The organism is Alcanivorax sp. (assembly GCF_040118815.1).
GTDB lineage: Bacteria > Pseudomonadota > Gammaproteobacteria > Pseudomonadales > Alcanivoracaceae > Alcanivorax.
Genome location: NZ_JBEDTC010000015.1, coordinates 117163 through 141615, shown reverse-complemented (window position 1 = coordinate 141615; position 24453 = coordinate 117163). Strand labels below are relative to the sequence as shown.

Below are 24453 nucleotides of genomic sequence, written 5' to 3'. Positions count from 1 at the left end.
GCCCTAGTCGTACTGCTCGCGGTATTTTTTCACGATGTGCAGTGCCACCATGTTCATCAACAAGGTCGTAATGAAGAGCATCAACCCCAGCGCGAATGCGGCCAGCGTTTTGGCGCTGTCGAATTCCTGGTCACCGGTTAGCAAGGTCACGATCTGCACGGTGATGGTCGTCACCGCTTCCAGCGGATTAACAGTCAAGTTGGCAGCCAGACCCGCCGCCATTACCACAATCATGGTTTCACCGATGGCTCGAGAGGCCGCCAACAGAATGCCACCCATGATGCCCGGCAGCGCCGCCGGAAATACCACTTTCTTGATGGTTTCGGATCGGGTTGCACCCAGGCCAAGCGAACCATCGCGCAGTGTTTGTGGTACCGCGGTGATCACGTCATCGGCCAGAGAAGAAACGAAAGGAATAATCATCACGCCCATGACCAAACCCGCGGCCAGCGCAGACTCTGAGTCCACACTCAGGCCGATGGATTGGCCCAGCTCACGAATAAACGGCGCAACCGTCAACGCCGCAAAGAAGCCGTACACCACGGTGGGCACCCCTGCCAGCACTTCCAGAGCCGGTTTGGCGAAAGCGCGAACCCGAGGTGACGCATATTCCGCCAAATAGATAGCCGACATCAGCCCCACCGGCACAGCCACCAGCAGGGCAATGGCGGAAATCAGCAAGGTACCCACAAATAGTGGAATCGCACCAAACGCCCCCTGGGCCGCTACTTGATCGGCCCGCAATGCTGTCTGTGGGCTCCATTGCACACCGAACAGAAATTCGGTGACCGGAATCTTGCTGAAGAACTGCATGGATTCGAACAGCACTGACAGCAAAATACCCACGGTGGTCAGGATCGCCAAAGTGGCACAGACCATAAACAGGGTTTGCAGCACCCGCTCAACTTGCTGACGAGCACGCATGCGCGCCGAGACGCGCAACCAGGCCCAGGCGATTCCCAGCATGGACAGCACCGTGACCACCACCGTCATTGCCATGGCACTGATATCGCCGAGCCGGGTTAACTGCTCTGCCGCCTGCGCCACTTCCGGGCTAACAAAACTGGGAGGAATGGCACCGGATGCCACATTCTGAATCTGGCTGACAACCAGGCTCATGGCGGACGGGTCCGCTGGTTGAGCTGACTCCGGCATGCCACCGACGACCACCGTACGAATAATGGTATTTTGAAACGCCAACCAGGCACCCAGCACCAGCAGGGCCGGCAGCGCACTCCAGATTGCCGATCGCATGGCAAAGTAGAATGGCAGTGAGTGCAAGTGGCGGATGCCACCCAGTGGCCGTGCCAGAATCAGGGCCCGGCGATTCCCCAGATAGTAAGCGCCTGCGATCATTACTATCAGAAGCAGTAAAAGATTACCGGTTTGCATGCGGTGCTCCAGTGAGTTTTTTCTCGCAAACGCGTTACAGCGCTTGCGGCAAAAAACAAATCATTTAAGGGCGAAAAAACCCGGTGATGTTTCATCACCGGGTCAAAGCATCCCTGCTTTTATTTTTCGTCCGGTGTTCTATTTAAACTCTTTGCCAGTCATCGGCTGCAGATTTTTAGCCTGCTTGCCCCACTTCTCACGCTCACTGTCAGCAGAAGGAATCAGACCTTTTTCTACCAGGTAACCATCGTTACCCCAAGCGCGCTCGCTGGTGAATTCCTTCACGTAGCCTTCGATGCCAGGCACCACACCCACGTGGGCTTTCTTCACGTAGAAGAACATGGAACGGGACATCGGGTATTCGCCGCTGCTCACAGTCTCAGGACCCGGAGCTACACCACCGATGGTCACTGGCTTAACAATGGAAGTATTTTCTTCCAGGAAAGAGTAGCCAAAAACACCCACAGCGCTCGGGTTGGATTCCAGCTTCTGCACGATCAAGTTGTCGTTTTCACCTGCTTCGACATAAGCACCATCTTCACGGATGCTGCGACAAACCGCTTTATACTTGGACTTGTCTTCGCTCTTCATGGCCTTCAGCCAAGGGAAGGTTTTACAACCCCCTTCAATACCCAGCTCGTTGAAGGAATCACGGGTACCGGAAGTCGGCGGCGGACCTACCACTTCGATTTTTACGTTGGGCAGAGCCGGGTTCACTTCTTTCCAGGTTTTGTACGGGTTGGCAACCAGCTCTTCCTTACCGTTCGGGTTCGGCACTTCCTTGGCCAGAGCGAGGAACAGGTCACGCAAGGAAATATCCATGTCCTTGGCTTTCACTGAATTGGCAACGGCCAGGCCGTCGTAACCGATCTGAACTTCGGTGATTTCTTTTACGCCATTCTTCTGGCACAGCTCAAACTCAGAGCTCTTCATGCGACGGGACGCGTTAGTCACGTCCGGGTGCTGCAGGCCAACGCCCTGACAGAACAGCTTCATGCCGCCGCCAGAACCGGTAGATTCGATTTTCGGGGTCGCAAAATCAGTATTGCGGCCAAAACGCTCGGCCACTACGGTGGCGAACGGGTATACCGTGGAAGAGCCCACGATGGAAATAGTGTCACGAGCCATTGCAGTACCCGGTACGCTGGCCATGGCCAGAGCAGCAGCGGCACCTGCCAGTGTTGCTTTCATTTTAACGTTCACAATAAGCCTCCTAGTTTTGGCACCGGCGCTTGTTGGAAGTATCCACCCCGGTTCGTTTTGCGCGTGTTGCAAGCCAGTTCATGTTTCAGCACAGCGCATGCTAGAGAGGGTTTGTGACATCCACGTTACAGAATAACGGTCTCGATGTGATTTTTCATCGTCAGGAAAATTCCCCCATGGCGGGCTGATTATGACCCGCAAGCCCCGTATAATCTGCCTTTTAAGCAATTCACAGACCATTTGCAGGGCTCTTGCCGGGGCCTGACCACAGGCGTTTATGACACAACAATACTCCAACGCACTGCGCTGCCAGCAATGGCTCACCACTTTCACCACTGCCATCGGCCGGGGCAGCGCTTGGCTGGCCCTGTTGCTGGTACTGGGCATGGTGCTAGTGGTGGTGCTGCGCTACGGCTTCGACATTGGCAATATTGCCCTACAGGAATCGCTGACCTACCTGCACGGCAGCCTGTTCATGCTGGCCATTGCCTACACCCTGGCAGAAGACGAGCATGTTCGGGTGGATGTGCTCTATCAGCGTTTCAGCCCCCGCGGGCGGGCCTGGGTCAATCTGTTGGGCACCCTGTTCCTGCTGCTGCCCATTTGTGCCGCCATTTTCTGGCTGTCGCTGGAGTACGTGGCCAGCAGCTGGCGCGAACAGGAAAGCTCCGCCAACGGCGGCCTGCCCTTTGTCTACCTGCTCAAGACCCTACTGCTTATATTGCCTGCCCTGCTGACCGTGCAAGCAATCGCGGAGCTATTGCGTCACGGCCTCACACTGCTAGGCGCCACACCTGCCCCGCGGGTCAGTGAACACGATGAACACCCCGAGGAGGGCCTGTGATGGAATGGCTCCCCTTATTGATGTTCGTGGCGGTCTGCCTGGTGCTACTCACCGGCTACCCGGTGGCGTTTGCCTTGGGCGGCACTGCCCTGCTATTTGCCGCTGGCGGTATCCTGACTGGCACTTTTTCCCCCTCTGACCTGACATTCGTGCCCAACCGGCTGTTCGGCATCATCGAAAACAGCACGCTGATGGCGGTCCCCCTGTTTGTCTTCATGGGCGTCATGCTGGAGAAATCCCGAGTGGCGGAAAAGCTATTATCCAGCATGGGCCGGCTATTCGGGCCACTTCCCGGCGGCATGGGGCTGGCGATTATTCTGGTGGGCGCCTTACTGGCGGCCAGCACCGGCATTGTCGGCGCCACCGTGGTCACCATGGGCCTGCTGTCGCTGCCAACCATGCTACGCCAGGGGTACCAGCCGCAGCTGTCCACCGGGCTGATCTGCGCCACTGGCACCCTGGGGCAGATCATTCCCCCGTCCATTGCCCTTGTATTGCTGGGCGATGTGCTGGCTAACGCCTACCAGGATGCGCAACTGAAGCAGGGCCTGTGGTCGCTGGACACGGTGTCTGTGGGGGATTTGTTTGTCGGGGCGCTGATTCCTGGCCTGATTCTGGTGGGCCTGTATCTGCTCTACGTCGTGGCCATCAGCCTGCTGAAACCCCAATGGGCGCCCGCCTTTAAACCCGCCGACGACGGGCAGCGCGGCTGGCGCTCCTTGCTGGGCGGGCTGATCCCGCCACTATTACTGATCGTGGCGGTGCTTGGCGCCATTCTCACCGGCAAGGCCACCCCCACGGAAGCGGCCGGAGTCGGCGCCTTTGGCGCTCTGTTGCTCGCCGCCGCTAACCGGCACCTGAATCTAACCATTCTCGGAGAGGTGGTCCGTGCCACCAGCCGGGTCACCGCCATGGTGTTTATGATCCTGATTGGCGCCAGCCTGTTTTCGCTGGTGTTCCGGGGTTTTGGTGGTGAAGAGGCGGTGCACAACCTGTTCGCGGCCATGCCCGGCGGGGTGATCGGCGCCACCGTGATGGTGATGCTGCTGATTTTCCTGCTCGGCTTCATTCTGGATTTTATCGAGATCACCTTTGTGGTGGTGCCGATTGTCGCCCCGGTATTACTGGGCATGGGGCTGGACCCAATCTGGCTGGGCGTAATGATTGCCTTGAACCTGCAAACCTCGTTTCTCACTCCACCCTTCGGGTTCGCGCTGTTTTATCTGCGTGGGGTGGCGCCGCCGGAGGTAAAAACCGCGCACATTTATCAAGGCGTGATACCCTTTATCGCCATACAACTAATTATGCTGGGCATTCTGGCATTGTTCCCTGAATTAGCCACTTGGCTGCCGCATACGCTCTACGGATAACAACATGACAGACCACACTGACGACACACCCCAGCCGATTGGCACTCTTGCCATTCAGACCATTGCCATGCCACAAAGCGCCAACTGGAACGGCGATATTTTCGGCGGCTGGCTGGTATCGCAAATGGACCTGGCCGGTGCTGTCACCGCCCGCAAAAAAGCCCGGGGCCGTGTCGCCACCGTCGCCATTGATTCCATGGCCTTCCTGCGCCCGGTGCCGGTAGGCGCTGTGGTGAGCTGCTACACCCGCCTGCAGGACGTGGGCCGCAGCTCTATGCAGATCCTGGTGGAAGTCTGGGTACGCGAAGACACCGGCACCCTGTCGAAAGTGACCGAAGGGCATTTCACCTTCGTGGCCATTGATGACACCGGGCGCACGCGCGCCGTACCCCGGGATTAATCGCCTGATTTGAGTAAGCGGTTCATTGCAGTCAACCAGTGCGCCGTACTCGCCGACTCTCGGCCAGGCGCACCGGCGGCATGACCGTACTCGGATTCCAGCACACGGATCTGGGCCCTGGGCATATGGCGCGCCTCCAGACAGGCATCGTCCACGGTAAAATACAGGTCGGTGCGGCTGGGCATCACCACCGTCTCGGCTGATACCTGTATCAGGCTGCCCGGATCATGTCCGGCAGCCGCCTCCCAGGTGGCAAGCATGGCCAACAGGTCGTGGGCATGCTGAGCCAGATGATCCCGTTCCCAGTAATCCAGCAACGCCGCTCTGTCCGCAAAACCCAGTTCGCGATACAGCGCCTTGCGATAAAATGCCTGGCTATAGGCCCAGCCCGCATAGACGCGAGCAAACGCTTTTAACCCTTCCACCGGCACCGCTTCAGCCTGACTGTCGTATAGCAGTGGGTCAGCACGCAGGGCGTACCGCAGCCCCTGCAAGAACACCTCATTGTGGGGCCAACAACGGTAGGTGCCACACACCGGCAACAGTCGCTTCACTTGATCACCCGCACTCACCGCCCACTGGCAAGACTGCATTCCCCCCATGGACCACCCGGTGGCAAGGGCCACCGTTGGCTCCCCGTACCAATGGCGAATCACCTGTTGCTGAGCGGCGACATTGTCGGCGATGGTTACCAGCGGAAAATGGTCGCCGCGCTGATCCGGGTGGGCATTGCTGGGAGAGGTCGCCTGACCATTGCCAAACAGATCAAACAGCACCACACAGTAATCACCGCTGCCAAGCAGGCTATCGACACCTCCTGCTGCACCAAGCAAGGGCACGCTGCCCTGTGCTGTACCCCCGTAGTAACAGGGAATCACCACCAGATTGTCTGCTGCCTTATTTAGCTGGCCAGTAATAAGGCCTGTCAGGGTGGCATTGCGTAACACCTGGCCGCTGTTTAAGGGCCAGTCGCCTAGGGCGAATGACCAGGAACGGGTCTGCACCGTCATGGGCCTCTCCTTTTATATACATGTTGGCATGTATATTGAATGCAATAGCCATACCATGAACATCATTGGTCTATTCCTACAGGAGAACGAACGATGAATGCCAAACTTCCCGAGCAGGGCCAGTCTGCTCCCCTGGACACCGATACAGCAAAATTTGCCATGGCCAGCTATGTGGACATCCATGGCGTCATCAAGGGTAAATTTGTTCCTGTTGCCCATCTGGACCGCATGCTTGGCGGTTCCGAATTGTACACAGGCGCAGCGCTGGACGGTGTTCCCCAGGACATCAATGACGACGAGGTGGCCGCCATGCCGGACCCGGCCAGCGCCACCCCTTGCAGCTGGAATCCTGAGCTGGTGTGGTACGCTAGCGACCTTTACCTCAACGGCAAACCCTTTGAAGCCTGCTCGCGCAGCATTCTAAAACGCCAGATCCAGGCCGCCGCCGACATGGGGCTAACCTTTAATCTGGGGATCGAAACCGAATTTTTTATTTTCAAAGAAACCCAAGACGGTGGCTTCGCCCCGTTCAGTGATCGTGATGTTCTGGACAAGCCCTGCTATGACCCCCGCCCACTGATGGACAACCTGCCCATCATCAAGGATATCGTGGAGGCCATGGACGCGCAGGGCTGGGATGTGTATTCCTTTGACCATGAAGATGCCAACGGCCAGTTTGAAACCGACTTCATGTTCACCGATGCCCTGAACATGGCTGACCGGCTGGTGTACTTCCGGATGATGGCCAACGAAGTCGCCCGCAAGCACGGCGCCTTCGCCAGCTTCATGGCAAAACCCTTTGCCGACCGTACCGGTAGTGGCGCCCACTACAATATGTCGTTGGCCGATAAGGAAACCGGCAAGAACCTGTTTGAACCCGGCGAAGACGACCCCCATGGCTGCGGTGTGTCACCTCTGGCATATCACTTTATTGCCGGCATTCTCAAACATGCCAGGGCCATCTGCTCGGTGATTGCCCCCACGGTGAACAGCTATAAGCGCCTGGTTCAGCAGGGCGCCATGTCCGGTTCCACCTGGGCACCGGTATACTGTTGTTACGGCAACAACAACCGCACCAATATGCTGCGCATTCCTTCCCAGGGCGGACGGGTTGAATGCCGAGCCCCAGACATCAGCTGCAACCCTTACCTTGGTGCCGCAATGATGCTGGCAGCGGGCCTGGAAGGGATTCGCGAGAAGCTTGAGCCCGGCGAACCGCACCGTGAGAATATGAATCAGTACTCCCGTAAGGAAATTCGGGATATGGGTATCGAGCTACTACCTCGCACGCTTAGTGAAGCCGTGGATGCATTCGAGGCTGACCCCTTGTCCCGCGAAGTTTTCGGAGACCTGATGTTTGATACATTCGCTGACTTTAAACGCAACGAGTGGGAGGCATACCATAACCATGTGTCCGAGTGGGAAGTGGGTCGCTACCTGACCATGTTCTGAAAACCCTGTGCGCCAGCCAAGGCTGGCGCACACCTCTGATCAGAAAACGGTAACAATCATGAGAAGAACCAAAGAAGACGCAGAAAAAACCCGCCAACAGATTATTCATTCCGCCTTGTCATTATTCAGCCAGAATGGCTATACCAACACGACCCTTGCCAATATTGCCGCCCACGCTGGTTTCAGCCGTGGTCCTATTTATTGGCATTTCAAAAACAAGGACGAGCTTTTTGAGGCTGTATTACGGCTTTCCCAGGACCCACTCGCGGAACTAGTGGAAACCTCCAAGGCATCCACCTCTACTCCCCGCCAAACCATCGATCACTTTTGTGATTGCTGGTTACGCTGGCTAGTTACCGATGCAGGTTATCGACAGTCGTTCGAGATTTTCCTTAACAAGACAGAATTGACCAACAACCTGGACCGCACCCTGAAACGGGAGCAGGAACTCACCAACGACTTGATTAGCACACTGGCTGATTTGGTCACTAAAGGGCAGGAAAGCGGGGACGTACGGGGAGACTATCCAGCCGACAAACTGGGCCTGATATGTTACACCCAGTTGATGGGGACAACGCAAACCTGGCTGTTCTCTCCCCGCCTTTTCAATCTTGAAGAAGACATTCCTTTTATCAAACAACAAATCCTTCGCTTACTGGACGCCTAGGCTGCATCAAGCAGCCTGGGGTTTTTCTTCGCTCATCATTCTGCGTATTTTCAACTCCATCTCCCGATAGGCTGGCGACGCCAGCATGGCCTCCCGGTCTCCAGCCGGGAGTGTGCTTTTGAACTCAGGAATTATTTCCTCACGCAGCCTGCCAGGATGACTGGACAGGAAGAAAATACGGTCCCCCAGATAGATGGCTTCTTCAATGTCGTGGGAGACCAACAGCACCGTGGTCTTTTCCTTTTTTACCACTTGCTGCAACAACGCCTGCATCTGCCAACGGGTTTCAGGGTCAAGCGCCCCGAAAGGCTCGTCCATGAGCAATAACTGCGGCTGGTTGGCCAGCGTTCTAGCAATCGCCACGCGCTGCTGCATACCACCGGAAAGTTCATGGGGATAGCTGTTAGCCACATCAGATAAACGCACCGCATCCAGAAAGTAATCGACCACTCCTTCTCGCATGCTGGCGCCATCGCCATTGATGGACAAGCCATACGCCACGTTGTCACGGACTGTTAACCAGGGAAAGGAGGTGTAGCGTTGGAACACCATGCCACGTTCCTTCCCCGGCCCGTCCACGGGCTGTTCATTCAACACAATCTGTCCACGACTGGGCGCTTCCAGACCGGCCACCATCCTTAGCAGCGTGGACTTACCGCAACCCGAAGGACCCAGCAGAACACCAACCTCACCGGCGGGCAGAGCAAGTGACACGTTGTCCAATGCCACTCTGCTGGTATGCCGTGCCGTATGGAACACCTTGCTAACGCCACTCACCTGCAAACCTTGCGATCGTTGTTTCATGATGGATCCTCCCATTGCGGATTACTGGTTAGCTGCTTCAGAGAATAGGGCTTTCATCGGCTCAAGATTGATGCCCTTATCCATCTCATGGGCCGCATCAACCATGCCAAACTTCAGCCACCACTTGGTCGTGGTATCCCAATGCTCATAAATCTGACCATTTTTCTGCCCGAGCGGTAATTCACCGGGGATCACCCCCATGAATCGCCCTGCTTGCTGAGCATCAAATGCCCAGATTCCACCTTTGTAAATTTCACCGGTGGTCCCCAGTACCTTTTCCACATCTTTAATCGGGAAGTTAAGGCCATTAGCAATGATTTCATTGCCTTCTTTGGGATTGTCTTTCCACCATTGCACAGCATCGAAATACGCTTTCAGAGTTTTTGTCGCCAACTCTGGCTTTTCTTCCATGAACTGATCGCTCATGTACATGCCGTCCCCCAGCAATGCCGTCTCAATCCAGCCCTCTTCAGCAGAAGAAGCAACGACTTTGGCATCGGGCAACGCTGCCATCGCATGGGAGCCAAAGGGTTCCCAAAATTCAGCGGCGGCCACATCACCACCTACCAAGGCACCCACGGCGTCATCCATAATCAAATTGGTGTAATTAACCTGATCGAAGCTAACACCTTGCTCCTCAAGCCATATCCCCATAAAAATCTGGGTCAATCCACCTTCTAACACCGCAACGGATTTGCCAATAAGGTCGCTGGCATTTTCAATGCCGGGAGCGAGGATAATTTTGTCTGTGCCATAGGAAGGGTTGGTGTAAGTCACCAACTTGATCGGCACCCCCTTATCTGCCGCGATGGGGCCGTATTCCCCGGTACTGGATGTCACATCCAGTACCCCTGCACTCATTAACGAGAAGCTCTCGTAAGGATCCTCAATAATCGTTAGGTCAAGCTCCAGGTCCTCCACAAAGCCTTTTTCTTTCGCAATAAACCAAAACCCATAGCCTGGCCATGAGAACAAAGATACTTTTACCTCATCTGCCTGGACGGAAAATGAGGAAAACAGACAACCTAATAGAGCGCTTAAACAGAGTAGTTTTTTCATGGTTTAACCCTCAACTTCAGTTTTCATTGGCGTGCTTTTTCAGGTACGGAAAACAAACGCGATACAACAACCTGAATGCCGTATCAAACAGCAAACCCAAACATCCAATCGTCACGATTCCTGCCATGATGTCGTCCACATGAACAAACCGTTTTGCCCGCATCATCATGGCTCCTATGCCATCAGACGCAGCAACAATCTCGGCAATGACCAGGTAGGTCCAACTCACTGCCAGCATCTGCCGGCAGGTATCCACATAACCGGGCAAGGACTGCCTTAACACCACTGTCCACATAATGGCCTTTCGGCTTCCCCCCAAGGTTTTCGCTGTTTCTATAAAGTCGGAGGGAACTTGGCGGGTTACATCGGCCAACATGATGACCAAAAAGAACACCACGCCAATCATCAGAAGCGTAATTTTTTGAGCGTCACCGGTCCCCAACCACATCAGCAAAAGAGGAATGAAAGCTGGCGCAGGAAGGTACCGAAACGCACCTAACAGTGGATTCAACAGGGCATCAATTTTTGCAAAAGACCCCATCAGCATACCCAGAGGAAGTGCGACCATAACCGCCAGCGAAAAGCTCACCGCAATACGTCGGATACTGGAAAGCACATCGCTGCCAAAATTTTCTTCCGCAAACAAATCCCAAAGGGATGACATCACCACTTCCGGACTCGGGAACAGTCTCTCTGGCGCCAAATCTACATTTGCCGCCAGGTACCAACCCAGCAAAAAAACCATCCATCCCGAAAGGCCAATCAGCAAACGACTTTTCCATTGCAGATTTTGGCCATAATCCAACCAGGGTTTACGTCTTCGCTTTATATTCCGGCTCACAGCGGGTACCGGCTCACTTTTCGCTTTTTCAATATCAGCAATGACAGTCATGGCACACCCTCAAAATGCGGTTAAAAAGCTCAGGCCATAAACCGGGACCGCCTTACCATCTCGAATGGCATCCGGAACAGCCACCTGGCCGTAGGTCTCTGCATAAACAGCCTGCAATCGGTAACGGTGATAGCTACGCACCTGCGCAAGCAGTGGTAAGCTTTTCTCTTTCATATCGCCATACATGGTCAGGTGCTGCTGCGGAAGCTTGTACCAGGGGAGGGTGGGCTTTGCATGGTGAGCATTGTGATAGCAGAAATTCAAAACCAGCAGGTTCAGCCGTGGCCAACGCCGCGAGACAGGGTTGGTGTAGGTATTATCTTCTTCATATTCGCGATTTCCCTTGTAGGGCAGGACCGCTTTCGCGTCATCCAGAATCGCAATGATTTCGTAGTTGTGTTGAAACGCATCGAAGAAACGCAACACCGTCATCACGATTGCATAGGCGAGGATGTAAAGCAGCACCGCTTTAACACTCCATAGCGAAAGCAATGCCAATCCGCCAAGGCGAACCACCATGACCCTAACCGTGCGCATGCGTAATTCCCGGTTGCCATAGCCCAGGAACGGACCCGCCATCAGCACTGCGTGCATCATGTATTCCACTGCCGGGATGTACATCCACTCCAGCGCGAATACCATTTTTTCCATTTTTGGGCGCGCCTTTAACCAGGCACGATAATCAAAGGCAATGGTGTCGGCGTTATCCACATGGTGGCGCATATGTTTGTAGCGAAGGTCTTCATAGGTTCCGTAGCATCCTCCCGCAACCCAATTCAGTGCCTTGCCCAACGCTGCGTTGTGTTCCACTTTTTTGAACAACGCATTGTGTGCGCAATCGTGAATCAAGTAGGCGGCGATAATCATTCCGTGGGCACAACTGAGCACCCCGAGAACAGGCAGTAACCAGCCCGCCTGCGCCATCAACAACCATCCGCCGATGTAGCTAACCAGGATATACGCCAGCACAGCCAAATTCGGCCACAGACCGTCTTCATGCCGCAGGGATTTTTTCAACGTGACTACCGGGTTCATTACTCTCTCCTCAGCCTTGCTTGTTGGCCATTTTCCAGTTGTCGAAATGGGCCATTTCACACTCGGCGATCCAGCGGTTTAGCGCCCACAAATCTGCCACCGGCGCCTGGGTATAGGGCAGCAAATGCAAATAACCATCGGTGCCAAATTCAGGCGTCATGCTGGTACTTTCCATTCCTCGGGCCAGCTGGGACTCCCACACCGCCTCCCAACAACGCTGGTGCGCCGTTAGTGCCGATTGATATTCCGGCGCTCCCGGATGAGGCACCTGTGGCCCCTGGTCGTACCCCACGCGGCTGTGAATGTGGTGCGCCTGTGTGGCAACCCGGGTAATACAGTCCCACTCCACATCCGGCTGACGCTCACACACCACCGCCCAGTGACTAAAGTCACAGGTAACGGCTAACTCAGGGAGTTGTTCGAGGATGGCAACGGTATTCCAGGGTGAGAAAAAACTTCGCCCTCTATGGGTTTCGAAACTGGCCAGCACTCCATGGCGCTGTGCAATGTCATTTGCCCGGCCAAAAAAGGTAACGCTGTCGCTGATCGGCCAGGCATCGCAGCCGCCCATCACATTCACGAACCGGGCGCCGATCGCCTTGCCCGCCAGCAGCTGTGATTCGAAGTCGTCCAGATGCTCGTTCAGCGTGGCGTCCCGTCGCGGCACGTAACTGCCTGCAGTGCAGATTTCCTGAATCCATTGCAGGTTGCCGTCCGCCAGCTGTTGGCCCAGCTGATCGCGACTCTCTGTGTTCTCTGGGCAAGGGGCCTCGAGCCCCTCAAACCCTGCGTCCAACGCCAGGCTAACCGCCTCTTCAAGGGATCCCTCGTGACCCCAGAGCGTCTTAAAATGTGCAAGCTGCATTGATAACTCCCGTATACAGACGTCGACTTTTCGTCATATATACGTGTCAAAGCAACATGCATGCCAATATTTAATTACGCAAAGAAAGACGCCAAGCCACTGATTAGTCCCGATTATTTTATTAAGGGGTTCAGACAGGATCGGCAGCGACTGCCCAGAATCAAGGCAGCCGCACCATCATGGCAGGGCATAGCGGTGGCCTCGCGCCACCACTATGGGATCAGGCAGGATCAGACAAGGATTGCCGCACGTTCAGATAGGATTGCTCCGCCACGGCCATGCTCTGCAAGGACTCATCCCGGAAGCGGCGATAGGAGTTATAGACTTTGCGCGCCTCCTTATTACCGGCCACCAGCGCCTCGATCACCTCATCGCTGGCCTCTTTCAACGCCTTGAGTACATCATCAGGCAACCGTCGCAGTTTCACGCCGTGCTTGTTAACCAGCTCATCCAAGGCCGCATTGTTGCGGGCGGTGTACTCGTCGAGCATGTCCTGGTTTTCTGACTGGGCCGCGTAACGGATGATCGCCTGCAGGTCTGCCGGCAACCCTTCCCACACCTTCTTGTTAATGGTCAGCTCCAGCGTCGGGCCGGGCTCCTGCCAGCCGGGGTAGTAGTAATACTCCGCCACCCGCTGCAGGCCAAACGTCAGGTCGTTATAAGGGCCAACCCAATCCGCCGCATCAATGGCACCGGTTTGCAGGGAGGTAAAGACTTCCGCACCGGGCAGCTGTACCGGGGTGGCGCCCACCTTACCAAGCACTTCGCCGGCCAGGCCGGGCATGCGCATCTTCAACCCTTTCAGGTCTTCGATGCTGTTGATTTCCTTGTTAAACCAACCCGCCATCTGCGTGCCCGTATTGCCGCAGGCAAACGGCTTCAGGTTGAACTGGGCATACAGATCATCCCACAACTCCTGGCCGCCACCGTGGTGCAACCAGCCGTTCATTTCCTGAGCGGTGAGCCCAAAAGGCACGGCGGTGAAAAACGGCGTGGCCGGGTGTTTGCCCTTCCAGTAATAGGCCGCGCCATGGCCCATTTCCGCGCTGCCCTGGCGTACGGCATCGAACACTTCAAAGGCTGGCACCAGCTCTTTCGCACCATAGACCTTGATCTTGATCCGCCCGGCGGACATTTCTTCCACCCGTTTGGCGAAGCGGTTGGCGCCCGCCCCCAGCCCCGGATAGTTCTTCGGCCAGGTGGTAACCATTTTCCATTCGTAGGTTTGCTGCCTCGGCGCCTTTTTTTCTGGCTCAGGCGCTGCCGCTGCTGCGCCCTCTGTGGGCGGGCAATCTTTCTTTTCACAGCCGGCCAACGCCAGGCCGCCCAACCCCAAACCCAGGGCGGAAACAAATTTACGGCGATCCAATGGGATTTCCTCCGATAATGGGCGGCACAGTGCTCTGCCGCTTTCGGGTTATTGTTTACGGCCTGACGTTGAACGCCCAATGCCCGACGGTCTTTCTTCCAGCGTCAGGCATCAGGCGTCTAGCATCAAGCGGGCCACAGGCCCTATATCACTTCCAATCGAGCGTACTGGCTGACCAGCCACTTGGTGCCAGCGTCATCGAAATTGATTTGCAGGCGCGCATTCGGCCCTTGCCCTTCAAAGTGCAATATCGTGCCTTCACCGAATTTCGGGTGCAGCACCCGCGCCCCCAAGTTGATGCCATTGGACTCGGTTTCGCGAACCGGCCTGCCCGCTCCGCCCATGGGCCGACTGAAGCCGGCCCGGGCGCGGATTTCTTCCAGCGTCTCAGCAGGAATTTCGCGCAGAAAACGGCTCGGCGGATTGCAGTTCTCGTTGCCGTACAAACGCCGGCTTTCCGCGTGGGTCAGGTACAGCTCTCGCATGGCGCGGGTCAGCCCCACGTAGCAAAGCCGGCGCTCTTCCGCCAACCGGCCCGGTTCTTCGCTGGACATTTTATGCGGGAACAAGCCCTCTTCCATACCAGTGATAAACACCACGGGGAACTCCAGGCCCTTGGCCGAGTGCAGGGTCATCATCTGCACCGCGTCTTCGTGGGCATCGGCCTGCCCTTCACCGGATTCCAGCGCCGCATGGTCCAGGAAGGCTGTGAGGCTATCCAGCTCCGAGTCTTCGTCCTCGTCACCGAACTCTCGGGTAGCAGAAAGCAGTTCGCGCAGGTTTTCCAACCGTTGCTGACCCTTTTCGCCTTTTTCCTTGCCATGAAATTCCAGCAGGCCGCTAGCTTCAATCACATGCTCAGTAGTTTCCGCCAGCGACAAGCCCTCGCACTGCTGCTCCAGTTGCGCCACCAAATTCAAAAAGACGGCCAGCGCATTGGTAGCACGGGCCGTTAGCAACTGCTCACCAACCAGCGCCTGGGCTGCCGCCCACAACGACACATTACGCTGGCGGGCCACTTCACGCAGGGTTTCCAGGGTCTTGTTGCCGATGCCCCGGGTCGGCGTATTCACCACCCGCTCAAAGGCGGCATCCGCATCGCGATGGCTCAGCAATCGCAGGTACGCCAGGGCATTCTTGATTTCCACCCGCTCGAAGAAGCGCTGGCCGCCATAAATGCGGTAAGGAATACCCGCTTGCAGGAACGCCTCTTCCAGCACCCGCGACTGGGCGTTGGAACGGTAAAGCACGGCCATTTCCGAGCGCGCGGTGCCTTCCTGGAACAGCTTATCCATGCGCCCGGCGATAAAGCGGGCTTCGTCCACTTCATTGAAGCCGGAATAGAGGCGAATCGGGTCGCCATCGCTTCCCTCGGTCCACAGCTCCTTGCCCAGCCGGTCGCTGTTGTTGCCGATCACCGCATTGGCGGCTTTCAGAATAGTGCCGGTGGAGCGATAGTTCTGTTCCAGGCGAATAGTACGGGTATCGGGGAAATCCCGGCTGAACTTGTGAATGTTCTCGATCTTGGCGCCACGCCAGCCATAAATGGACTGGTCGTCATCGCCCACGATGGTGACCGCGTTGTTCTCGTCCGCCAGCAACCGCAGCCAGGCGTACTGGATGCTGTTGGTATCCTGAAATTCGTCCACCAGGATGTGTCGGAAGCGGCGCTGGTAGTGGCCACGCAGGCTATCATTATCGCGGAACAGCTCCAGCACCCGCAGCAGCATTTCGTTGAAGTCCACCAGGCCGCCACGCTCACAGGCTTCTTCATAGGCGAAGTAGATCTTCTGCATGGTCAGCGCAAACAAATCGCCGCTGGCGTCCATATGCCGGGCGCGCAGCCCTTCATCCTTCTGGCCATTGATGAACCAGGTGGCCTGGCGGGCCGGCCAGCGCTGTTCATCCAGCCCCAGCTCCTTACTCACCCGCTTGATCAGGCGGATCTGATCATCCGCATCAATGATCTGGAAGCCCTGAGGAAGCCCCGCCTCCTGCCAGTGAGCCCGCAGTAACCGGTGAGCAATGCCGTGGAAGGTGCCCACCCACATGCCGTCGGCGGACATATCCAGCAGCTGCTCGATACGCCCGCGCATTTCCGCGGCGGCCTTGTTGGTAAAGGTCACCGCCAGAATGCCAAACGGCGAAGCCTGCTCGGTAGCAATCTGCCAGGCAATACGGTGCACCAGCACCCGGGTTTTACCGGAACCGGCCCCCGCCAGTACCAGCAAATGTCGGTCATCGGCAGCCACCGCATCGCGCTGGGCCGGGTTCAAGCCATCAATAAGGGAAGTCACATCATCCATGGCGCGAAAGTTTAGCAGAATGTCCTCGCCGGTGATGCCTGCCGGGGAAGGCAATTTTGCCCTGCGCCGGGGCCTTCCTTCACACTCCCACTAAAGCCGGTTTCCTTCGCCGCCAACCTGTGGGTAAACTGTAAAATAAAAAAACACTCGGCTCCCACGCCAGAGGAAGCATTCACGGTGTCTTCGCAGTCTCCAGCATCCCAGTCAGTACCACCGTTCAACGGTGTACTTAATGAACAGTGCCAATTGCTGCTAAGCGGCATCGCCGCCCTGTTGCTGCTGGAAAGTGCCGCAGCCATTACCCTGGTGTGGACGTACTGGTTTACCCCGATCGCCCATCAGCCCCTGCTGATCTGGCTGGGTGTGATCGCGGCGATACAGATCGCTCGCTTGCTGGTTCTGCCTTATTGCCGTCGCCGCCTTGATGCGCAGGAAACCATGCCGTTCTGCCGCCGCATGCTCTCCGGCCTGGCCTTGTCCACACCGCTACTGCTCGGCATGGCCGGATACTTATTCAACCCCCTGGAAACCCTATTCTCATCGCAGATGCTGTCCGCCCAGCTGGTTTGCGCCTGCCTGGGTCTGGGGCTGAGTGTCATGGCGCTGGCCGCCTACAGCAGCTATTTCCCCACCGTGTTCCTGTACCTGGTGATGCTGCTGGGCCCAGCCGTAGCCCGCCTGGCTGAAACCCAACAGAACCATCCGTTACCCCTGGTTATGCTGATATCGCTGCTGGGGCTGTTCTTCCTGGTCGCTGCCCGCCGCATCAACCGCACCGGCCACCAGGCAATGATGCTGCAAGCCAGCAATCGCTCCCTGATCGACTACCTGAACCGGGCCCGCAGCGACGCCGAAGCCCTGAACGAAAAACTGGCGCAGGAAATCTATGAGCGCAAGGAAGCCCGCCAGCGGTTGCAGGAAACCAACGAGCGCCTGGAAAGCATGGTGCAGGAACGCACCCAGGCACTGGGCGAGACCAACACGGCGCTGGCCGCCACCAGTGAACGATTAGAGCTAGCGTTGGAAGCCAGCAACATTGGTTTGTGGGACTGGATGCTGGACACCGGGCATAACTACCACACCAACTTCGACCGCTTGCTGGGTTACGACAGTGCTTACTTCAAGAACTTCTTCGGTGATTTGGAGACCTTGGTCCACCCCGATGACCTGACGCGCATCCGCGAAGCCATGGTGGCGCACTTCAAGGGCAATGATAGCCGCTATCACGCAGTCTATCGGCTGCGCCACGCAGACGGCAGTTGGCGCTGGATCGAAGACGAAGGCCGAGTGGTGTCGCGTAGCACAGAAGGGCGCGCCACCCGCATGATAGGCACCCGCCGAGACATTACTGATGACCGCCAGGCCCAAGAACAACAGCGACTGGCGGCCACCGTGTTCGAAAATGCCCCGGAAGGCATCTTCATCCTCGACCACGAATTCCGCTTCCTTGCCGTGAATGCGCGCTTCGAGCAGATCACCGGGTATTCCGAGTCCCTGGTCATCGGCCGGCGCATCCTCGAAGAAGAACAGGCCCACCCGAACCGGGACACCTACCTGAGCATTACCACCGCTCTACAAGAGAACGGCTTCTGGGAAGGGGAAATCAGCGAACGCCGCCGCAATGGCGAAATGTTCCCTGAATGGCTGCAAATGAGCGCCGTGCGTGACGAACAAAAACGGGTAATCCGCTATGTGGGGATGATTTCCGACCTGACCACCCGCAAGGAAACCGAGCAGCAATTACAGTTCCTGTCCAACTACGACCGCCTTACCGGCCTGGCCAACCGCACCCAGTTCCGCGAGCATCTGCACAAATCGCTGACCCTGGCCCGCCTGAACCGGGAAAAGGTAGCACTGCTGATGATCGACCTGGACCGCTTCAAGCCCATCAATGAATCCCTGGGCCATGAAATCGGTGACCGCCTGCTTAAAGCAGCCGCCCTGCGCATTGCCCAGCATGCCGGCGGCGAAGAGTCCCTGGCTCGGGTGGGCGGCGATGAATTCACTCTGTTGCTGGAAAATCACGGTGGCGAAGGCAGCATCAGCCAGCAGTGCCAGAAACTGATCAACGCCATGAAGAAGCCGTTCCTGATTGACGGCCACGAACTGCTGCTGGGTGCCAGCATCGGCATCAGCCTGTTCCCGGATACCGCTAAAGAAGCCCAGAGCATGATCAACCAATCCGACATGGCGGTGTATCAGGCCAAACGCAGCGGCGGCAATAATTTCCAGTTCTACCGCAGCAACATGCGCGTAGCATCGGTGGAACAGCTGGCCCTGGAAACCAGCCTGCGCAAGGCAATCTTCAAGAACGAGTTCGTGGTGCACTACCAGCCAAAAATGGAGCTAGCCAACAACCGCATTACCTCGGTGGAAGCGCTGGTACGCTGGCAGCACCCCACCATGGGCCTGCTGCCCCCAGCGGACTTCATTCCCCTGGCCGAAGAAACCGGGCTAATTTCCGCCATCGGCGAGCTGGTGCTGGAGCGCTCCTGCCGCCAGGCCCACAAGTGGTACAAACAGGGGCTGGGCAATATCTGCGTGTCTGTGAACCTGTCAGCCCACCAGTTCCGCAAAGGTAACGTGGCGGAAATCGTGGACCGGGTACTGTCCACCACCGAATTACCCCCGCACCTGCTGGAACTGGAACTCACCGAAAGCCTGATCATGGAAGACATGGAGCAGAACATCGAACTGCTCCAGCAACTGCGTACCCGAGGCATTGAGCTGGCGCTGGACGATTTCGGCACCGGCTATTCGTCACTGAGTTACCTGAAGCGTTTCCCGGTGGACACCCTGAAGATCGACCGCTCCTTCATCATGGATCTGGACAAGAGCCCGGACGATGCCGCCATTACCCGCGCCATCATCGACATGGCCCACAGCCTGAAGATGAACGTGATCGCCGAAGGGGTAGAAACCGAAGATCACCTGAGCATTCTGCGCGATATGCATTGCGACAGCATCCAGGGCTACCTGATCAGCCGCCCGGTGCCGGAAAACGAATTACTGGAATTGCTGCATACGCAGGCGTATCGAAAAGCGCTGGATAGTTAATCGCCTGTGGGGCTACATACGCTACGGCTCTTCAAACGAAAGAGGCCGCGTCCTGGGTTTGGACGCGGCCTCTTTGTTTGCAAGAACAACGCACGCTAATCGCGTCGCTGTTCACGGTTCATTATTCACTGTCCGCTTCCAGCAGCTTGAGGGTCTGCTCCGCCTGAAAGTACCCTTCCAGATGCCGACGCAACCACGCCTCCAGCAGCCCTTCGCTCTGCAGCTTGGCCATCACTGGCGGCAGGAAGCGGCGGGCATCATCAAGCATCAGCTCGCGGGTGACGCCCAGCTCATCCAGCAGGCCAGTGAGGCTGGTATCACCATATTTATCGAAAAACGCCTGCACGCCCGCTTCCAGCATGGCATTGAAGTAATCCGTGTGGCGCAGGTCCCGCCAATACTCGAACACGATCACGAACAGCTCCTGAATATCTTCGCTGCTGACCAGCTCCTTCAGGTCCGCCACCGGGCGCTGGGAAAAGTCCTGCCAACCCACCTTCACCAGCTCGCGCAACTCATCCAGATTATCGTCACGATACAGGTACGGATCACTCAACAATTGCTCCGTGCGACGCAACAACCATTCTTGCAGTCGCGCCTCCAGGCTGGCCAACCAGCGTTCCGGCAAGCGCTTGCTCAACTGGCTACGCAGGGGACCGGGCAGCCCCTGATGCAGCAACGTCTTGAGCCCCAGTTGCGCACCGCCGGCCAGCAAGGCCAACAGCACCGGGTTACGCCCCAGCCAGGCCATACCTTGCCGCGACAGGGGAATCTCCAGCGCCTTGTCTAACAGCGCCATCACCACGGCCTCGTCTACCACATCCTCTACTGTGCGCTCGCCCTGAATGGCGTGGTCATAAAACCGCTCCACCATATCGCCCACCAGCTCGGGAATCGCGCCGCTGATATCCATCTGCACCGCGTATTTCTGCGCCGTGGCAAACACCTGCTCGGCTTGCACCCACTGGTTCAGGGAATAACCCGCCGCCCGCTCAAGCACGTAGTCGAGCTCCTCAACCACCAGTGAATCGAGCTGTTCCGGCGAGAGGCGCGCCAACAGATAATCGACCAGCCCATCCAGTAAACGATTTGCCACTTCCTGTTTATTGCCCGCCATTTTTCGCATTTCCCGATGAAAAGTTCTTGATGCTGCACACATCGATTGTATCATTGAACGATGTCACAGTTACGGAGGGACGCATAATGGCGATTTCGATTCTGCCCATACGCCGCAACCTGAAATTCAACCTGAACCCGGCCAAGGCACTCACCTGGCACCGGGACGGCCTGAATGTCAGCCAGTTCCTCAATACCATGAGCCTGTTTTTCCCGGTGGGTGAGCGCTTCTTTATCGACAGCGTCCGCCACTATCGCGACCAGATTACCGATTCAGAACTGAAAAAGGCAGTCACTGCCTTTATCGGTCAAGAAGCCATGCACGGCCGTGAGCACGAAGAATACAATGACTTCGTGGCCCAGGCCGGTATTCCACTGCATGCCCAGGAAGCGTTCGTTGCCAAGCTGCTTGGTGCCGCCCAGCAATACAGCCCCAAAGCCTTTCAACTGGCCGCCACCGTGGCGCTGGAACACCTGACCGCCATTCTCGGCGGCGGCCTGCTGGACCTGCCCGAGATCATGGACGGAGCCGATGAAGGCTACAAGGCCATCTGGAACTGGCACGCGCTGGAAGAAACCGAACATAAAGCCGTGGCCTTCGACGTGTACCGCACCGTAATCGGCGACGACAGCAACTTGGGTGCCTACGCGCTGCGCAGCGGCACCCTGGTAGCCGCCACCGGCATCTTCTTTGCCCTGTTCATCCCTTTTTACCTGCACAACGTGCGGATTAAGGGCGGCCTGACCGACCTGAAAGGCTGGCGGGCCGTGGCCAAACACACCTGGGGCCGCAAAGGGATCTTCCTGAACATCACCAAACCCTGGTTTGACTGGTTCAAACCCGGCTTCCATCCATGGGATCACGACAACAGCGAGCAGCTGCAAAACGTCGAGGCCCTGCTCGGCGACCTGCTCACAGAGGAAGCCGCCTAACCCCTTTTTCCATTCACCGAGCTCTCCCTTTTCCGGTGACTTTCAGGGTCGGCACTTTGCCGGCCCTTTTTTTTGCCGTTCTGCGGCCACGGCATACTTCATGCGACATGGACAAACGTTGCGTAAAGCGCCGCCCGACCACCCAGTTCATAACGAAAAAAGCGCCTGCAATTGCAGACGCTTTTTTTATAAGCCCAACCCGGGGATTACTCGTGGTTGCCCTCTTGTGTGGACACCACTCGATCGTCCGCCAGGCGGACATTCGCCGCTGGCGCATTACCCTCCCGGTCTTCACCGAAATACAGGGTGGTATGCGGGAAGGGAATCTCAATGCCGGCCTTGTCGAAGTAGATCTTCACCAGTCGATTGAAAGCACGACCCACCGCCCACTGGTTACCCGGGGTGGTCTTGATCACCACACGGATATTCACTGAGCTGTCAGCCAGGGCGGTAACCCCTGCAACGGTCATGGGCGCCAGAATATTATTCTTGTGCTCGCCTTCCTTGAGCGCTTCAAACGCGGCCTCAAGCTGGACGATGGCATCGTCGATGCTTTCCCGGTAGCCAATCCCGTACTCTCCCACATGGTTGCCGTACTCGCGGGTGTAATTGGAGACCGCATCCACCGAGGAGAAGGGCACAATGTGGTAGGTGCCATACAAGTCACGCAAGGCCACCGAGCGGATACCTACCCGCTCCACGGTACCGGAGTGGGCGCCAACGCCAACGAAATCGCCAGTGTTCATGGCATTTTCCAGCTGAATAAACACGCCGGTAATCACATCCTGCACCAACTTCTGGGCGCCGAAGCCAATGGCCAGGCCCAACACGCCCGCACCGGCAATCAGCGGACCGATATCCACGCCCACTTCAGAGAGCACGATCATCACCGTCATGATGATGATGGTCATGGCCAGAGTGGTATGGAACAGCCCCAGTAAAGTCTCACCGCGTGCTGCCTGTGCCGGCGTACTGTTTTCGCTGGGACTGAACTTATGCTCAACCAGGCTGGCCAGGGCAATCCAGACCGCCGCCGCCAGCGCCAGAATCAGCAGGATATCAATCAGCGCGGATACAGTTTGCGCACCGGCCGTAGTCGCATACCAGGCCGCCAGGTCATAGAGCTCCCAGGCATCCAGCGACAACACCACTACCAGCGCCAGAATCAGTGCCCGGATGATTTTCAGGCCGGTAGGCACATAGGTATTCACCCGAGCCTGCAAGCGAGGCATGCTGGCATTAAGCCGTTCCGACAACTGGATTTCCTTACCAATCAGCTGCCCCAGCGCCACCGACACCAGCAGGCCCAAGCCCACATAGATCAAAGTCTCCAGCGTCGCCAGCGCCACAAACGGCAACGCTGTTTCCGGGTTCAGTACGGTCGCGGTAAACACCAGCAACGCGTAGGCCAACGCCAACCAGTGCCAGGTACGCGCCAGCAACAGTAACAACAAGCGAATTGGCCCGGATCCGGCATTGGCCCGCTGTGTCAGCGCCTCACGCAGCACTTGGCGTTTACGCCAGATCACCGCCGTCGCATACACCAAAGCCACCAGCATGATCACCGTCCCGGCACCACTGCCCAGAGACGGGGACACGTTGAAGTTCAGCACTGGCACCAACACCAGCATGCCGTAGCCGATCAAACCGGCCTCACGGGCCAGAAAACGGTTACAGTAGCGCGCCTGCTCCGCCGCCACCGGCAGCAACCGCAAGCCCTCATAGCGAGAGGAAAAGAACATCCGCAGGCCCGCCTTAGCCAGCTCAACCAGCAGGAAGGCATTCAGAAACAGCGACAACCGGGTAGCATCCGCGCCCAGCTGTTCGGTGAGCAGTGGCGCCACAAAGCTGCCGGCCAGGTAGGCCAACGCCACCACGATAATATCCAGCAAGGCTGCCACCGCCACGGCCACCATGGTGCGCAGGATCGCCAACTTTTCCGAACCGGCCCGGGCCCAGGCACTGAGACGGGCAAAAGCCGACCCCACCACCTTGCGCAGCAACCAGAACACCACAAAGGTGACCACCACCAGAATTGCCAGATTCAGCAAGGCCGCGATGACCGTTTTCATGTCCACCGGCGTAGCCGCCGCCGTCGCGTCACTGGCAACAGCATCGCCGTCAAACCAGCCCGATACCAAGGCCCCCAGCGCCGCAAATTGGCGCCCCATATCACCGGCCAGATTACCGGTAGCCGCCGCCATGCGGCGAGCCATCGAAACTTGCTCGGCGGTCTGCCCGCTGGGCGCCTGGGCGGCAATCTCAGCGGCGGGCACTTCACCGTCCAACCCCAGCGGTTCAGGCTGGGCTGACGCGTGCACGCCACGCAGCTGATCGATCAATACCTGGCGGCTAGCGTCATTTTCCAGCAGATCCGCCAGCTCAGAATATTCACTGGGGGCAGCTGCCGCTGGCTGAGCGGCCTCCTGGGCGTGGGCCGCTGCGGTGAAGAGCATGAGCAAAAGGGTAATAAGGGCTGTCAGGCCGCGAAACGCCTGGGGTTGATGGCGCAAACTGATCTCCTCATCCCGGTCATCGCCGGGCAAAATGCACGATTTGAAGCGTATTCAGGCGCCCACCCTAACAAGTCAGACACCAAAAAATGTGAAGATTGCGCGAAGGATTTACCGTCGATTTCCGCCCCGGGTTGGCCCTGGGGAGCCGCCAACCCGGTGAGAA

At 57.2% G+C, this 24453-nt stretch carries 19 protein-coding genes; 7 read left to right on the top strand and 12 right to left on the bottom strand.

Translation table 11 applies throughout. The features are described from left to right. Window positions 1-3: 3 nt before the first annotated feature. On the bottom strand, window positions 4-1392 hold the full coding sequence (gene pstC, locus ABNH18_RS09840; RefSeq protein ID WP_349382644.1) for a phosphate ABC transporter permease subunit PstC: 1389 nt from the start codon (window positions 1390-1392) through the stop codon (window positions 4-6). 138 nt (window positions 1393-1530) lie between these two features. Further along, window positions 1531-2583: a substrate-binding domain-containing protein gene (locus tag ABNH18_RS09835; protein ID WP_349383255.1), complete on the bottom strand. Its 1053-nt coding sequence runs from the start codon at window positions 2581-2583 to the stop codon at window positions 1531-1533. Between the two features lie 289 nt (window positions 2584-2872). Between ABNH18_RS09835 and ABNH18_RS09830 the strand changes: the two genes are divergently transcribed. From ABNH18_RS09830 to ABNH18_RS09820, 3 genes are read left to right on the top strand one after another with little or no spacing between them, the layout of a single operon-like run. Next, window positions 2873-3439: a TRAP transporter small permease subunit gene (locus tag ABNH18_RS09830; protein ID WP_349382643.1), complete on the top strand. Its 567-nt coding sequence runs from the start codon at window positions 2873-2875 to the stop codon at window positions 3437-3439. After that, window positions 3439-4809, top strand: a complete 1371-nt coding sequence (locus tag ABNH18_RS09825) for a TRAP transporter large permease (protein ID WP_349382642.1) — start codon at window positions 3439-3441, stop codon at window positions 4807-4809. The genes ABNH18_RS09830 and ABNH18_RS09825 overlap by 1 nt, the downstream gene beginning before the upstream one ends. Before the next feature lie 4 nt (window positions 4810-4813). Next, the gene (locus ABNH18_RS09820; RefSeq protein ID WP_349382641.1) at window positions 4814-5209 is read left to right on the top strand and encodes an acyl-CoA thioesterase; all 396 of its coding nucleotides are present in this window, start codon (window positions 4814-4816) and stop codon (window positions 5207-5209) included. Here the strand turns inward: ABNH18_RS09820 and ABNH18_RS09815 are convergent. Continuing rightward, window positions 5206-6219 (bottom strand): alpha/beta fold hydrolase, encoded by a 1014-nt coding sequence (locus ABNH18_RS09815; RefSeq protein WP_349382640.1) that lies wholly within the window; start codon window positions 6217-6219, stop codon window positions 5206-5208. The genes ABNH18_RS09820 and ABNH18_RS09815 overlap by 4 nt on opposite strands. Before the next feature lie 93 nt (window positions 6220-6312). Here ABNH18_RS09815 and glnT point away from each other — a divergent pair, with 93 nt between their 5' ends. Together glnT and ABNH18_RS09805 are read left to right on the top strand one after the other, a co-directional pair. Further along, window positions 6313-7671 (top strand): type III glutamate--ammonia ligase, encoded by a 1359-nt coding sequence (gene glnT, locus ABNH18_RS09810; protein WP_349382639.1) that lies wholly within the window; start codon window positions 6313-6315, stop codon window positions 7669-7671. A gap of 58 nt (window positions 7672-7729) precedes the next feature. Beyond that, window positions 7730-8338 carry a TetR family transcriptional regulator gene (locus tag ABNH18_RS09805; protein WP_349382638.1) on the top strand — a complete coding sequence of 203 codons (609 nt, stop codon included), beginning with the start codon at window positions 7730-7732 and terminating at the stop codon, window positions 8336-8338. 6 nt (window positions 8339-8344) lie between these two features. Here the strand turns inward: ABNH18_RS09805 and ABNH18_RS09800 are convergent, their stop codons facing one another. The 7 genes from ABNH18_RS09800 to uvrD form a co-directional block, all read right to left on the bottom strand. Continuing rightward, a complete protein-coding gene (locus tag ABNH18_RS09800) occupies window positions 8345-9142 on the bottom strand; it encodes an ABC transporter ATP-binding protein (protein WP_349382637.1) in 798 nt (265 codons plus the stop codon). A 21-nt stretch (window positions 9143-9163) separates the two neighbouring features. Continuing rightward, window positions 9164-10201, bottom strand: coding sequence for an ABC transporter substrate-binding protein (locus ABNH18_RS09795; RefSeq protein WP_349382636.1), 1038 nt, complete (start codon window positions 10199-10201; stop codon window positions 9164-9166). 16 nt (window positions 10202-10217) lie between these two features. Further along, the gene (locus ABNH18_RS09790) at window positions 10218-11093 is read right to left on the bottom strand and encodes an ABC transporter permease (protein WP_349382635.1); all 876 of its coding nucleotides are present in this window, start codon (window positions 11091-11093) and stop codon (window positions 10218-10220) included. A 9-nt stretch (window positions 11094-11102) separates the two neighbouring features. Then, complete coding sequence (locus tag ABNH18_RS09785) at window positions 11103-12128, bottom strand: fatty acid desaturase (RefSeq protein WP_349382634.1); 1026 nt, start codon at window positions 12126-12128, stop codon at window positions 11103-11105. A gap of 10 nt (window positions 12129-12138) precedes the next feature. Next, window positions 12139-12993, bottom strand: a complete 855-nt coding sequence (locus ABNH18_RS09780) for a sugar phosphate isomerase/epimerase family protein (RefSeq protein ID WP_349382633.1) — start codon at window positions 12991-12993, stop codon at window positions 12139-12141. 220 nt (window positions 12994-13213) lie between these two features. Next, a complete protein-coding gene (locus tag ABNH18_RS09775) occupies window positions 13214-14362 on the bottom strand; it encodes a TRAP transporter substrate-binding protein (RefSeq protein ID WP_349382632.1) in 1149 nt (382 codons plus the stop codon). 143 nt (window positions 14363-14505) lie between these two features. After that, a complete protein-coding gene (uvrD, locus tag ABNH18_RS09770) occupies window positions 14506-16668 on the bottom strand; it encodes a DNA helicase II (protein ID WP_349383254.1) in 2163 nt (720 codons plus the stop codon). A gap of 177 nt (window positions 16669-16845) precedes the next feature. Between uvrD and ABNH18_RS09765 the strand changes: the two genes are divergently transcribed. Continuing rightward, on the top strand, window positions 16846-19725 hold the full coding sequence (locus ABNH18_RS09765; protein WP_349382631.1) for an EAL domain-containing protein: 2880 nt from the start codon (window positions 16846-16848) through the stop codon (window positions 19723-19725). Window positions 19726-19846: 121 nt separating this feature from the next. On the opposite strand, the gene ABNH18_RS09760 is transcribed toward ABNH18_RS09765, so the two are convergent. Then, on the bottom strand, window positions 19847-20842 hold the full coding sequence (locus ABNH18_RS09760; RefSeq protein WP_349382630.1) for a hypothetical protein: 996 nt from the start codon (window positions 20840-20842) through the stop codon (window positions 19847-19849). 86 nt (window positions 20843-20928) lie between these two features. On the opposite strand from ABNH18_RS09760, the gene ABNH18_RS09755 reads away from it, so the two are divergent. Next, entirely contained in the window at window positions 20929-21774 is an 846-nt protein-coding gene (locus ABNH18_RS09755) for a metal-dependent hydrolase (RefSeq protein WP_349382629.1), read from the top strand. A gap of 206 nt (window positions 21775-21980) precedes the next feature. On the opposite strand, the gene ABNH18_RS09750 is transcribed toward ABNH18_RS09755, so the two are convergent. Then, window positions 21981-24287 carry a mechanosensitive ion channel domain-containing protein gene (locus ABNH18_RS09750; RefSeq protein WP_349382628.1) on the bottom strand — a complete coding sequence of 769 codons (2307 nt, stop codon included), beginning with the start codon at window positions 24285-24287 and terminating at the stop codon, window positions 21981-21983. Between the last annotated feature and the right edge of the window lie 166 nt (window positions 24288-24453).